Source organism: Pedobacter psychrodurus (assembly GCF_004331735.1).
Taxonomy (GTDB): domain Bacteria; phylum Bacteroidota; class Bacteroidia; order Sphingobacteriales; family Sphingobacteriaceae; genus Pedobacter; species Pedobacter psychrodurus.
This window is the reverse complement of the sequence record NZ_SJSO01000012.1, coordinates 100,911-115,779: the sequence shown is the minus strand read 5'-3', so window position 1 is coordinate 115,779 and position 14,869 is coordinate 100,911. Positions and strand designations below refer to the sequence as shown.

Sequence of the window (14,869 nt, the reverse complement as noted above, 5' to 3'; positions counted from 1 at the left end):
AAGTGCTCAGGGATCTCAATATGGCTATCACCCTGGCCAAAACAGATCGGTAACCCGAGTTAAAGGACTATTACCTTTTCTTGATAATCCTAAAACCACCAAAAGTACCATAGCCCTTGTTTTCGCCATAACTGGCCTGAAAAAGCCCGACCTGGATTGTCTTACCTCCCATATCATCACGTACAAGTGGACTACCGGGCAGATCTTTCCAGTTTTTCCCATCGCTGCTGCCCCGTAGATAGAAGATATTGTTTTTCCGCTGCACCTGAAGGTGTCTATAAAAATTCCAGGCAGACGAATTATTGGTCTGCTTACGTGCAGACCTGCTCAGATCGGTAACCATGTTCCCAACACCCCAGCCCAGCATCACACTGTTCTGTAAAAGCGCAAAACTTTCGTCCCCAGCGCGCAGCATTAAGCCTGCATCATTTGCGCCCACAGCTTTTTTATCGCTTAAACCGGACAGGTCCGCTATTGCGGTTTCTACAATAAAATCACCATACATGTTTTTATAGATAAATGGTCCGTTTGGAGATGTACCGTCCCATTTGGTATTGGCCGAAGAGAGGGTAAGCAGTCCGTTTTTAAAAGAAACCTGATCAGCATTACCCGTCATACCGTCCCAAAAAGCTCCCTCGGTACTACTTTTCAGATAATCATGTTCCTTGCTGGCACTATCAGTACTGATACTGAACAGCGAAAGATCGGTCTTTACTTCCTCTTCGAGCGAAGGCAGGCTGACATTGCCGAAGTTATCCCGAACCTTGACTGAATACCGGTAAGCTTTATTTTCTTCCAGTCCAAAATCGGTATATTCATTCAGTGGCGCCCATGCGGCTTTTTCAGCATTATCGCTTCTAATGAAACGGTATTCATAACTGTTCCCAGGAAGTCTGATCGCCGCTGCAGTCATACTTGCCATCTCCGGAGAAACTGCATCTGGCCTTAGTTTAAAGGCAGCCCTTGCTGGTTTCCCCTGTAAAGTTATTTTCCAGGCGTTATAATCTGAAAGGATTTTGGATGGTGCAAATGCATGTTTATAGATATAAACCGCAGAAACCGCGCTTTTTGCCTCTGCGGAGCTATCCCCAAGAGCTAAAAAAGTCAGTTCCTTGCTCCCCGCCACCGATCTGATCTCTGATGGCCGTCCGTCCACAAATACCCTGGATACTTTTCCATCAAAAGTGCAGGCAATATGCTGCCACTTTGATTTCCCTTTTATCTCCAGGCCCCTGCCTCCATAATCTATCCTTATTTTTTGGCCAGGCGATACGTATAGCTGGGTGATGAGCGTATAGGCGCCTGATGCTGCAGGAGCTGCTTCGCTCCCACTGCTTAATTTCATTTCCGTGCGATGGCCTAAATTTAGTGCGATTCTACCCGCTACATCCCCAACAATAGAAAAACCTTTAATTGATTGTAAACTCCCCAATGCAAAACCTTCATTTTTCCAGCTTTTAAGTCCGCCGTAGTCAAGCGCAGCACCATCCAGAAAAACAGCCGCCTGCGAATTTACTTTTTCCAGGGCCATCTGTTTTACCTCCCTGGCCGTTAGGGGTGTATCATATATTTTCAAGGAGGCCAGAGCGCCCGAAAAGTAAGCACCCTTATCATTATTGGTCCCGATAAGAAAATCAGAGAGCCCATCTATAAAAAGCATTTTACGCTCCTGCTTATCCAGCACCCCATCTACATATATCTGTTCCATTGTACCGTCAAACACCAGTGCAATGTGGTGCCATTTCCCAGCCTCCGGAATTTTCCCATACGCCATATCTGCCCAGCCCCCATGCGTAGCAGCACCCCATTTTTTATGACTGCCATACCCAAGAGCGGCCCCTGCCAGCTCACCGCCCGCACGGCCAGTCCAGGATACAATAGGCTCTTCTTTTGCCACATCCGGGTTATAGGCCCATAGCGCCACGCTAAAGCTGCTATTGCCCTTTAGCGAAAGCGGTGCAGGAAAAGTAGACCTGAAAGAGGTTCCATTTTTAAAAACGAGTGCGTTCTTCCCGGCGATAACAGCTGCAGTAGATGATCTCCCCTCCATCGCTTTAAAAGATCCTTTCAGTTTCCCTTTATTTTCCCATTGGTTAACAGTTTCGCCAGGCTTGAACCCTGATGCATCCAGATCTACCAAAAGCCCCTGAGCACTTATCTGCTTATCCACACCAGACTTCTTAACAGATGGAACCGTGCCGGGCCTATAACCATCATGGGCGTAAACCCTAATGTTCCAAACGGCCCTGTTTAGCCCAGGGTATTCGGTACCAGTGATCCTCAGGCGGATATAGCGGGCAGTAACAGTACCATAATCAGCCATTGGACTGCCATGCTGAAGGTTTTTGGTCCTATCAGCATAGGTCTTCCATAATTTCCCGTCGATAGAGTATTCGATCATGTACTGGTAGTACCAGGTAGCATATTCAAACTGGGTATGGACACTCTTAACAGGCTTTACACTCCCTAGATCGATCTCAAGCCATGATGCAGCCCTATTGTTTTTGGGTTTCCATAGCGTTCCGTTATTGTTGTCATTGGCAAAAGAAGGCTTAAAATCATCACTATAAAAAGATGAGGCCTTTATTTTTGCATTCAGGGCCAGATCGGCATACGGGTTAACATTTTTGCCCAGGTAGCCAACACCTGAATGTGAGGGATTGAGCTTTAGGATATTGCCATCAGCATCAAATTCCATCTTATCCACGGCAATCTGCCGATGAAAGCCTCCCCCTGAATGCGGATTGTTATGGCGATGATAAACCATATAAAAATCATCCCCTTGCTGCAGTATCGATTCATGCCCGGGACCGTGCACCGTTCCATCCTTATTGGTCGATAACACCGGGTTGTTCTCACCAAAAACGAATGGCCCCATCGGTCCTTTATCACTCTTTACGTACTGGACCCGGTAACTCCCATCCTCACAGTAGCCCGAAGAGTACGTTAAATAATAAACCCCTTTCCTTTTGAACATAAAAGGCGCTTCAAAAAAATCTTTGGCCACGGTATTGGGTATTTTCTCCAGTTTTTCGAACGATTTCATATCCGGATTAAGTAAACCCACTCCGCACCCATGGTCCGGATAGATCCCCCAGGTACCCCAATACATGTAAAACCTTCCATCATCATCCCTAAAAGTCTGTCCATCGAGTGTAATCACCTTGGGCACCAAAAAATTAGGTACAATAGGTTTCCCTTCGGGTAAAAGCGAAGTCCAGGGACCAACAGGAGTATCAGACACTGCGCCGAAAATCTCCACAGGCTGGCAATAATAGAGATAATACCTTCCGTCGCTCCCCTGGATAACATCAGGCGCCCAGTAATAACGTGTAACCGGCCAGTTCATGTCCTGCATTTCCCAGTTCACGAAATCCCTCGACTTCCATACCTGCGATGGCCCAAATCCGCCCCCATTGCCATCGGTTGTTGCATAAATATAATAAGTATCCCCAAATTTTTTCACCGTTGGATCTGCAAAATAACCTGGTATAACAGGATTGCCCTGCCCCTTAGCCAAATGCTGAGATTGCGCCATTATAGGTTGGAAAGAGTAGCATAGGAGAAAAAGAACGAAGAGGTTTAGATAAATGTTTTTCATAGTTAATGTTGATATCCCGGCCTATAAAAACCAGACTTGATGGATCAGGATGTAAATATAAACGAAGCGTAACCTAGATTTCCGTTGTATATTGATGCATAACATTCGTATTTTAACCAACCAGCCCAATCAGGGCAATACATAATTTATTTTGTTGTACGGCAGGGTACTTGTTAATATCTAGTAGCTATCAGATAAAAAAGAAGCATAAAAACACAGGGGTTCTTCATAGTTTTATCGATGAATTTTATGGGTTGTTTTATTCAACATTCTTTAAATTCATCTCCTCTTACTAAAAGATCTGGGCATAAAATATCTTGAGATAAACAGATCTAAGAAGGGCTTATTGATAAAATGATTTAAACATGAAAATATACAAAGTATCCTTGCATACCATCCTGTTCCTTGCTGTTTTAGCCATGTGTATCACTACTGCCAAGGCACAAAATGGAGACCAGATATTGGATGGTATTGGTGAAACGGGAATGAGTGCGCGTTATATCTTTAATGGAGATGCCAAAGACTGGTCCCGAAATAATTTTCATGCCAAATTTCAGGGCGACGGGGTCAAGTTTATCAATGACAGCCGGTTCGGAAAGGTTTTGTCGCTCTCTGGGGATAACAATTCCTTTGTTACTGTTCCAGGAGAAGCATTAACAGATATAGAATCGCTCAGTATATCAGGATGGATATACCTACGCTCAAAGCAGCCCGGTCAGTATTTTTTCGATTTTGGGAAAGATGTAACTAAACATTTTTTTGCAGCCCCTGTTGGAACAAATGCCCAAGAAGGCTTCCAGGCATTGATCACAGCAAAGGAAGCCAATAAAAACGGAGCGGTTTCTCCGGCTATAGAACTAAATAAATGGGTTTATCTTACCGTAGTGATCGATGTTCCATCAAAATCTATGACTACCTATGTGAATAGTAAACCTGTGGCCGAAGCTAAGAATATCCCAATAGATTTAGCAAAGGTATTCGATCAGCAAGCAGGGGGAAAAAATCTGCTTTATATCGGAAAATCGCTAACATCAGGAGATCCCTATCTTAATGCAATGATACATGATTTCCGTATTTATCGGGTTCCGCTAAGTGCAGGGCAGATTGCCGGAATTTATCGCAATGCCCAAAGAGGTACTCAGGAAAACGCAGTAAATGTGGGTAAGCGTGAAGATGATCTTCCAAAGTTTTCTTCAGGCACTCCACAGCTTTACAATACTTATTTAGCTCATGTATCAGATGTTCAGGTAGAAACAGAAGTCGGAAATTTACCACGATTACCCAGTTATGTACCGGGTACCTACCAGAATGAGGTGAAAGGTCCAAAAGTACGTGTGCTATGGCCTTCTCCAACCGACAATAGCACAGTTTTGAAGCCCGGACTTTATACCATTACCGGGCGTGTTGCAGGAACGGTTTTCCAACCTAAAGCATTTGTAACCGTAAAAGCACTTAAAAAATCAGCCGCGCCATCCTTAAAGCTGGAGCCCTTTGCTTTAAATAGGGTTTCTCTACAAACAGACACTCATGGCCATGCAACCAAATTTATCGAAAACCGCGATAAGTTTATTAAAACATTGGCTAAAACCGATCCTAACTCCTTTCTCTACATGTTCCGTCAGGCTTTTGGCCAAAAACAACCTGAAGGGGCAAAACCTTTGGGTGTGTGGGACAGTGAAGACACCAAATTAAGGGGGCATGCTACAGGCCACTACCTTTCGGCAATTGCTCAGGCCTATGCCAGCACCGGATATGACAAGGCACTTCAGGCCAACTTCTCAAAAAAAATGGAGTATATGGTAAATACGCTGTATGAACTATCCCAATTATCAGGGAAACCAAAAAATGCAGGCTCCACCTACGTATCTGATCCGAGCGTTGTGCCGCATGGTCCCGGCAAACCAGATTATGATTCTGATCTTAGTGAAGCAGGCATCCGTACCGATTATTGGAACTGGGGCAAAGGATTTATCAGCGCTTACCCTCCCGATCAATTTATCATGTTAGAAAACGGAGCCAGATATGGCGGACAGAAGGATCAGGTTTGGGCGCCATATTATACCTTGCACAAAATCTTGGCCGGCTTAATAGATGTTTATGAGGTGAGCGGAAATAAAAAAGCACTTGAAATAGCCACCAACATGAGCGATTGGGTGTATGCCCGCCTGAGCCGGTTGCCACAGGAAACACTTATAAAGATGTGGAATACCTATATTGCCGGGGAGTTTGGCGGCATGAATGAGTCGATGGCGCATATGTACCGCATTACCGGGGAAGCGAAGTACTTAAAAACAGCGCAATTGTTTGATAATATCAAAGTGTTCTTTGGCGATACTGCACATTCGTATGGGCTGGCCAAAAATGTAGATATTTTCCGTGGGCTGCATGCCAATCAACACATACCTCAAATTGTTGGGAGTATCGAAATGTACCGTGCATCCAATAAACCCGAATATTACAGCATAGCAGATAATTTCTGGCACAAAATGGTTGACGATTACATGTATAGTATCGGAGGAGTTGCAGGTGCCCGTAACCCAGCCAATGCGGAGTGTTTTATTGCCCAACCAGCTACTTTGTACGAAAACGGTTTCTCAGAAGGCGGGCAGAATGAAACCTGTGCCACCTACAATATGCTAAAATTGACCGGAGACCTGTTTCTCTTCGATCAGCGCGCAGAATTAATGGACTATTATGAGCGCGGGTTATATAATCATATCCTGGCATCTGTTGCCGAGAATAGTCCGGCCAATACCTATCATGTACCACTCAGACCGGGATCTGTTAAACAATTTGGCAATGCGGATATGACAGGTTTTACCTGCTGTAACGGCACTGCAATAGAGAGCAGCACCAAACTACAAAATTCAATCTACTTTAAAAGCAAAGATAACCAGGCACTATATGTGAACCTGTACATTCCATCAACACTAAAATGGACAGAACGCCAGGTAACGGTAAAACAGACGACAAATTTCCCAAAAGAAGACAATACCCGTTTAACCATTAGCGGCAGTGGAAAATTTGATATCAATGTGCGTGTGCCAAACTGGGCTACCAAAGGATTCTTTGTAAAAATCAACGGGAAAGAACAAAAGTTTCAAGCTACCCCAAGCAGTTACCTAAAAATAAGCCGCAATTGGAAAGATGGCGACATTATAGAATTGAAAATGCCTTTCCAATTTCACCTCGATCCGGTTATGGATCAACCGAATATAGCCAGTCTATTTTACGGGCCAATATTGCTGGCAGCACAGGAGCCAGAAGCTAGAAAAGATTGGCGTAAAGTAACCTTAAACGCTAGAGATATAGGCAAATCAATTAAAGGCAACCCTCAAGCTTTACAATTTACAATCGACGATGTGGTTTTTAAACCATTTTATGAAACATATGGCAGGCATTCTGTTTACCTCGATGTTACTTTAAAATAATCCATAGCGACGAGTATTTCAGTCCTTTTTACAAATTCATTTTGTTGGTATTGATGAGGTTAAGATACCAACATTAACCCGACATGATCTTATTCTCTTTTAATTTTTAATAAAGGAACGCTCCAGGGCGTGTAATTAGATATTTTTGATTGAGATAAAAAACCCAAGTTTGAATTGGTTTAAATGCTGATATTAAACAACTTAGGTTTATGCACCCATATTATTAAAAACCAATAACTTTAATATATTAGTGTTCAATCAAACTACTGTAATGAAAACACTAATTACCCTCCTTATTACCACTAATTTTCCCTTTTTACTCGTGGCACAGCAGATACCCTGTAACTGCCTGGAGAATTTAAATGAAGCAATTGTTAAAACTGAGCTCAACTATGCCGGCTTCCCCAAAAAAGTATATGCTAAAACAAAATCGGCCTATGGAGATCTGGTAACCAAGCTCCGTGCAAAGGCAGAAAATGAAACCAATACAAAAAACTGTTACTATCTCATTAAAGATTATATCCGATTTTTTCAGGACAAACATTTTTCATTGACATACCTCAACAAAGATGATTACGAAAAAGAGACCGTAGTTATAGACGAATCTTATTTTAAAACACTGAAACCGGATATTGGCACTGAAGGCATATGGATAAACGCTGACAGTTCAATTACCCTGGGGATAAAAAAATTCCAGGGTAATGAATACAAGGCCGTTGTACTTAGTGCAAAGGACAGTATGCTCCATAAAGGACTTGTATATTTTACACTAAAACCGCACCAAAAAGGTTACTTGCTAAATCAATACAATGTATTTAGCAGTATAGATTTTTATGCGCAGCAAAGGGGCGGCCTGCTGCAGTTGTGGAATTTCTCCCTTTTTGGAAGAATTTACCCAAATGAAATGACCACAAAAGAAAAAAGGGAGTTAAGTACATGGAAAAACAGTAACAATGGACTTGATTTTAATCAATTGAACAAGGAAACCAGTTACATCAAAATCCCAACTTTCTTTAATAACGATAGTAAGATTGAGAAATTGGTTGCAGCTAACGACAAGGCTATCAGGAGCAGTAAGTACCTGATCATAGATCTACGAGGAAATGGAGGTGGAAATTCTGGCTGGAGTTTTCTGCTGCCATACGTAATGACCAACCCTATCAAACAGGATAGTCCACTACTCCGCATTTCTCAGGACAATGTCCGACTTAAAAGATCAGAACTTGAGTATTTTGTCAAAAATCCAGTGCCTGTAAATCTAAAAAAATACTATCCGGATGAATATGTAGCTAACCTCAAAAAAATCTACGAAGAACTCTCATCTACTAAGGATACGTTTTATCAGATCCCTGGATTAACGATCCCACTTGACGCTGTTCTTAGCAGCCCTGCTAAAGTTGCACTCATTACTGATGAACTTTGCGGAAGCTCTACAGAATACTTTTTTCATTTAATGAATCAAAGCAAAAAGACTACGCGGTACGGTAGAAATAGTGTAGGCATGATGGATTACGAAGGGCCAGCATCACCAACCCCTCTTCCGTGCAAAATGCTGGTACTCATGATGCCGGTTTCAAAATCGAGCTGGGCCGATAAGAAGCCTATCGATGCAACCGGATTCAGTCCTGATATTAAGCTTAACATGTCAGGAGATCAATGGGTTGAATACATTATCAAAGACCTCAAAAAGAAAGGCTGATTGATCGCCAGGCTAAAATTCTTATTAGTAACGGGTAATAAATCAAGATCCCGTGTATCATTTCAATTAAAGGTGCAACATTACTGAAATACGCTAGATATACCTTTTATTCGTGTATATGTTAATTTTTATATCCGGCGATTTGTACCATACTTTTATACGGATGAAGTGGATTTGTTGCCTAGTACATGTGCTCCAGCGATAAAGGTTGTCGAGATTTTGCTTTTCAAGTCAATTATCCTAAGCGGTTAGTTTTTGATAAAACATTCGAGTGGATAACATCTACATACCGTAGCGTCATTCCCAACCGGATAGTTATCGGGTTGATTGGAAATCGTGCCAAAGGCATCCCTTTGGGCAATGTCATTAAGTTAAGCATATGCGCTGTCAGTCTGAGCCTGTCGAAGACCTTTATTAGGAGAAAACAAAAAAACATTTGTCCTTCGACAGGCTCAGGATGACAATATTTTTTGTTTTCTCCTTAACTTAATGACATTACTCTTGGGATAATGCAATAAGCTTTAAGATTCCCACCTGCGTTGGAATGACGCTCGGTTTTTGGAATCTGTCATTGATAGGGATAATTTATTGTATAAATCAATATTAATGACATATATAATTGATTATTTTTTTTGCCTACAGTTAAAAATCTACATGATAATCTTTGGAGAACGGTTTTGCTGTCCAGGCTTTTTTCGATGTCCACTCTGCTGAAGGTGCGGCCCAAAATTCGTCGGTAGCTGGCAAGCCTAAAGGAAGGAATGATAGCGTAGCCATATACAGACTGCCCGTAGAGGTGTAATAATCTGCTATTTCAGGATCATACCCGCAAAAGCCCAGCTGTAACCAACCTCTTGCATCAAAAGTTCCAGGTATATCATACATGTTCTGTTTAACTTTAGTTAAAGCAGAACGCACTTGAGCAGGCTGAATACTAGCAGGTAACTTACGCATGAGGGCAATTTGGCTTAAAGCCTGGAAAGCACCTGTTCTGTAGGTAATTGAACGTCCAATTGGTGGGTAGGTTCCTTCGGGAGAAATCATGCGTTCCTGCCCTACTACATAACGCTGCATCCTTTTTACAGCAAGATCATACCGTTCTTTTTTGATTAGCTTTTTATCAAGCATCACGGCAAGTGTATCCACCATCATCGGATGGATAACAAAAGAGTTGTAATAATCAAAAGCCATATTTACGCCATCGCCATACCAACCATCTCCTTTGTACCATGCGTTTAATGTATCTACGCCTTCATTTAAGCGGGCTTCATCATGCGGTTCACCAATCGACAATAAAAAGGCTTCGGTAATAGAACCAAATAATAACCAGTTATTTTTAAAAGGTTTTCTGTTTCTCAATGATTTAAACGAAGTAATGATTTCGCGCTTTGTTTCGGGTTTTAACGGTTCCCACAAAGCTTTAGGTGCCCTTAAAAAAGTTTGCGCCAGGTAGGCTGAATCTACAATTGGCTGATAATCTTTGCTGAAATTTAGTTTATCAGGACTGTTTGCGGCAAAACAGCTATCCAATCCCTGAATGGCCTGTAATTTAAGTGTATTTCTTAAAACGCCTTCAGTTGTGGTATCATCAGGTAACGAAAGCCAGGGCGCAATTCCGGCATAGGTACGGCCAACAGCCTCTAAATACGATACGGCAGGTGTTCTTGAGTCGAATTTCGGCGCCGTAACCACTGGCATATTTTTAATAAGTGTTCCGTTGGCTAAATTGGAAACAACCGGACTGGCAATTTTATACAGCAGTTTATACCAGTATTCTCTGTCGTTTTTTGATCGACCTATTGTGGTGGTGTTATTTTTTGTAACGGATAAAACTTCATTAGGATTAAACAGCCCAAATATTCCAGTTAATGACAACGCTCCTATAAATTTTCTTCTTTCCATTTTTTGTGTGTTATAAATACCAGTTTTTATAGCGTATTAACGCTTCGAGATAATAATAATCGGCGTAGCTAAGCGGAACGTCGACTTCTGATCTCAGAGGTAAAGCTCCTGTACTGTGCATGAGCAAAAACCCGCCGTTTTCACCCAGCTTTGCACAATATGCATCAGATGAAAGTGAAATGATCATTTTTTTTGCTTCGTTTACATATAATTTTCGCTCGCTTTTTGTTGCATACTGCCCTAATTCTAACAAACCAGAGGCAATAACTGCAGCGGCAGAAGCATCGCGATAAGTATCTGGAATGTTTGGTGCGTTAAAGTCCCAATATGGAACCTGATCGGCAGGCATATTCGGATGATTGATGATAAATTTGGCGATGTTTTTTGCCTGATTAAGATAATGTTTGTTCTTCGTAAAACGGTACATCATGGTATAACCATATAGTCCCCATCCCTGACCACGGCTCCAGGCCGATTCGTCGAACGCGCCTTGGGCCGTACCTCTTCTAAGTACTTTGCCCGTGGTCATATCGTAATCTACTACGTGGTAAGAACTGGAGTTTGATCTGAAATGGTTTTTAAGCGAAGTATTGGCATGATTGATGGCAATTTCCTTGTATTTCGGATCGCCACCATGATCGGATACCCATGCCAGTAACTCCAGATTCATCATATTATCAATAATAACAGGGCCTTTCCACTGTTTACTACTATTCCACGATTGGATTACTTTAGCCGCCGGACGGTAGCGTGTGGCAAGCGAAGTTGCAGCAGTATCGATAGTTGATTTATACATAGCATTACCAGTAATGCGATAGGCATTGCCAAAACTACAGAACATCATAAAACCTAAATCGTGGTTTCCTGTATAATGTTTCTCCTTCTCTAGTACAGCCAGGCGTTTTTCGGCCTCTTTTAAGGTGCCAGAATCTTTGGTATATTCGTAAATATAGAGTAGCGAACCCGGATAAAAACCACTGCACCACCATTTGGTATCGCTCGTTTCCAGCTTATTATTTTTTGCATAATAGGTTTTTGGCATGCGGTCTGCCGGTGTGTTTTTGGCCAGTAACTGATATTGTTTCTGTGCAAATTCAAACTGCTTGTTGAGCAGGTTTTTCATGGCTTTTTTTTCATCAGTTGCCTGTTGTGCATTAGCAATTACTGCTGTAGCCAGAAAACATATGGCGAACAATAATTTCTTCATAGGTTAGGTAAATTTGTATAATTCATTTTGTGTTAAGCCTTAACATAGGCTTTGATGTTGGTTGCGACAAATTTGTGCTTTTACAAGTTTAAAAGAGGTGAAAATTATAAATGATAGGGTAGAAAATCAGAAATCAACTACCTTTTTAGGGTATAATCTTACATCAATCCATTTTACTGATCGTGTTTTATACAAATCAACCGTTTTTACCGGGTTTCTACATGACTTTGAAATTCGTAAAAAGGACTGCCTCCTATTGGAGAACAGCCTTTTTTCTATCTCATGGGTAGCCCTTAATTAGCTGGTTATTTATAAGCACTAATTAATGGTACTTGATTTCATTATCCTTATTTTATTATTTCCCTGATCAGCGATGAGGAAATTACCAGCGTGCGCATTGTATTTTATAGCCCATGGCAGATTAAACCTCGCATTAGCTGCAGCGCCATCAATGTTCCCTGAAGTACCTGTTACCGCATTAACCCCTGTAATACGATCATCCGTACCCGATCCGGCCAATAAACCAAATGTTGAATTCGTGGTTACTTCGCTTGTTACTTTTGCTATGGAATGTGCTTTCTCACTACAAACAAAAATAACTCCGGCCGGGCTAATAAATATTCCGGAAGGGTCATTAAAATTGGTAGTTTTTGTTTGTTTTAATACGGTTCTGGCGCCTGACGAAACGGTAACTCTAAAGAGATAACTTTCAGTAGAGCCGAAGGTATTTCCAAAAGCGCCTAAATAAAGTGATGTTTTATTCGGATTTAGGGCAATTGCATTTGGAGTAAATATCGTTGCTGTACCAAGCGTGCTAACGGTATTGGTACTTAATACTATTTTACGAATTCTACCGACTGATGTACTTGCCGATAAATCTGCCAGATATAAGGCACCACCTGCTTCATCTAAATCAATGCCACTAGGGTTAGTAAATGTGGCTACTGTTCCAACGGCATCTGCAGTACCTGCTGCACCACTGCCTGCAATGGTAGTTACAGTAGCTGCCATATTGGTTGGATTAATGCTTATTTTCCTTACTTTATTACCTGAATATTCAGTTACATATAACTCGGTTCCAGCCTGGCTAAGCACCATACCTTTTGGCTTGTTAAATGTAGCAGCTGTTCCGGTTCCATCAACGCTACTGGCAGTACCACTTCCGGCTAAAACTGTGGTATTACCATTTCTGCTTACCCGTATAATGCGGTTGTTATTTTGATCGCAAATGTAAATGTTGCCCCGCTTATCATTGGCCACATCAGTTGGGGCATTTAAAGTAATCCCATTGTTCAAAGTAAGCGAACTCACCATCAAAGTTGTAAGTACTGGCTCCGGATATGTGGCGGTTTTAACTGATAATGGCAAACTAACTTGTTTAGCTGCCGAACCTGTATTTGTTGCGGTAATCGATTTGGAACTAAAATAAGTATCATTGAGTACTTCAAATTTCATATCGCCAGAAAAACGTACACGAACATTCAATTTTCCATTCTCGTCGGTAACTGCAGTAGTATCTAATTTAAATGCAGTTTCACCGGTAATTTTTGAACTTACGTTAACCGTTACACCAGGTAAAATCTGGTTATTTGCCTGATCGTAAACAAGCACATCGACCGGAGCTTTAGGATTCAGTTTTTTCGACTTTAATGTCACTTTTCTATTTTGGACATAAGCCATTCTGGTAATCACAGAATCTGGGAAGAAATATGAGGGATCGGTTGTTCGAATTTTTACCTCGCCCTCAAAAGGCGCATTAAAAACCAACTTCCCATTGCTTGTGGTTGTGCCCGCTAAACCAATATCTTTAAAATTAGTTTCGCCTGTCAATTTTTGTAGAACGGCCACATCGATACCCTGCAGTAACGCATTATTGTCCTTATCTAATACGGTAATCTCTAATGGAACGGTTAAGGGTTTAAGTTTTGCGATAAGACTCACCGCCTCTCCCCTTACATTTTTAAGTGTTGCTTTTACGGTATCAGGGAAGTATTTCATGGTATCGCCAACTATTACCCTTACGGCATTTGGATAGGGTAGCGATACCACCAGCTGCCCGTTAGTTCCTACATGTTCCAAACCTCCGGTAGAAATATAAGTGTCGGCTCCGGGCGCTTTGGTATCAATTAATAAGGGAAAATCAGACACACTTATATTATTCTCATCTTTAACAGTTATATTCAATGGTGCCATACCAAACTTGGGTGTAGTGTGCAAAATGGCACTTGCAGCAGCATTAAAATAAATAGCCTGCTCGGCTTTGTGATAATAAGTGGTATCTACTTCTACCTTTATATTATTTGGATAGGGTAATTCTGTTTTTATTAGGCCGTCTTTATCTGTTCGAATGGTATCTACCTGCGTATATGTGCCTGCTCCAGCCGTTTGGCGACTAATAATAACTTTAACCCCTGCCACAGGCAACTGATCATCGTCGTTAATAACTTTAATATCTAGCGATACTTTTTCGGTAGTGGTATCGTTTAGTGCTTCGGTTGCAAACTTTTTGCAGGCGGCAAAGCATAGGGCTATACCCAGAATTATAATATAGTATTTGTATTTCATGCTATAATGTTATCGTAAGAATCTTCTTAATTAATGGTTAAGGAAAGCTGACCCAAGTATAGAGCGAGGTATAAGGGCCCTGGTCATATAAAATGGCATTGTATAATAGGGTATAGGAACCACCACTCATGTATAAATGCTCGGTATTATCGTCAGTTATGATTCCATTTTCTTCCCGTTTAATGTTAACATCGAAATCTAAATCACCATAAAAGGGGTCACCATTTTCATATTTTGCCGTAATAACAAAATCACCTCCTACCCATTCTCCAACTACCTGATTGTTTTCATAATATTGACCACCAAATCCATTTTGTTCGCAGCTAAGTGAAATGGTAACCAGACGGCCAGAGACATAAAAGTCTTTGTACTGTGCTTTTGAGATGCTTACTGAAGCGATTAAGATGACAAGAACGCATAAAAGTTTATAGCTTAAATTTTTCATTTTTAGTTTTGTTTTTTGG

Annotated in this window: 7 protein-coding genes; 2 read left to right on the top strand and 5 right to left on the bottom strand. The window is 41.4% G+C overall.

From position 1 onward, the window contains the following. Nucleotides 1-70: 70 nt before the first annotated feature. A complete protein-coding gene (locus tag EZ456_RS15295; protein WP_165501339.1) occupies nucleotides 71-3,538 on the bottom strand; it encodes a family 43 glycosylhydrolase in 3,468 nt (1,155 codons plus the stop codon). A 428-nt stretch (nucleotides 3,539-3,966) separates the two neighbouring features. Between EZ456_RS15295 and EZ456_RS15290 the strand changes: the two genes are divergently transcribed. Then, a complete protein-coding gene (locus tag EZ456_RS15290; protein WP_131531553.1) occupies nucleotides 3,967-7,032 on the top strand; it encodes a beta-L-arabinofuranosidase domain-containing protein in 3,066 nt (1,021 codons plus the stop codon). A gap of 271 nt (nucleotides 7,033-7,303) precedes the next feature. After that, on the top strand, nucleotides 7,304-8,731 hold the full coding sequence (locus tag EZ456_RS15285; protein WP_131531551.1) for a S41 family peptidase: 1,428 nt from the start codon (nucleotides 7,304-7,306) through the stop codon (nucleotides 8,729-8,731). A 642-nt stretch (nucleotides 8,732-9,373) separates the two neighbouring features. Here the strand turns inward: EZ456_RS15285 and EZ456_RS15280 are convergent. From EZ456_RS15280 to EZ456_RS15265, 4 genes are all read right to left on the bottom strand, one after another. After that, nucleotides 9,374-10,633, bottom strand: a complete 1,260-nt coding sequence (locus tag EZ456_RS15280; RefSeq protein WP_131531549.1) for a DUF2264 domain-containing protein — start codon at nucleotides 10,631-10,633, stop codon at nucleotides 9,374-9,376. A 10-nt stretch (nucleotides 10,634-10,643) separates the two neighbouring features. Then, entirely contained in the window at nucleotides 10,644-11,840 is a 1,197-nt protein-coding gene (locus EZ456_RS15275) for a glycoside hydrolase family 88 protein (RefSeq protein ID WP_131531547.1), read from the bottom strand. A gap of 318 nt (nucleotides 11,841-12,158) precedes the next feature. Continuing rightward, entirely contained in the window at nucleotides 12,159-14,405 is a 2,247-nt protein-coding gene (locus EZ456_RS15270) for an NHL repeat-containing protein (RefSeq protein WP_131531545.1), read from the bottom strand. Between the two features lie 37 nt (nucleotides 14,406-14,442). Beyond that, entirely contained in the window at nucleotides 14,443-14,850 is a 408-nt protein-coding gene (locus EZ456_RS15265; RefSeq protein WP_131531543.1) for a hypothetical protein, read from the bottom strand. Nucleotides 14,851-14,869 lie beyond the last annotated feature (19 nt).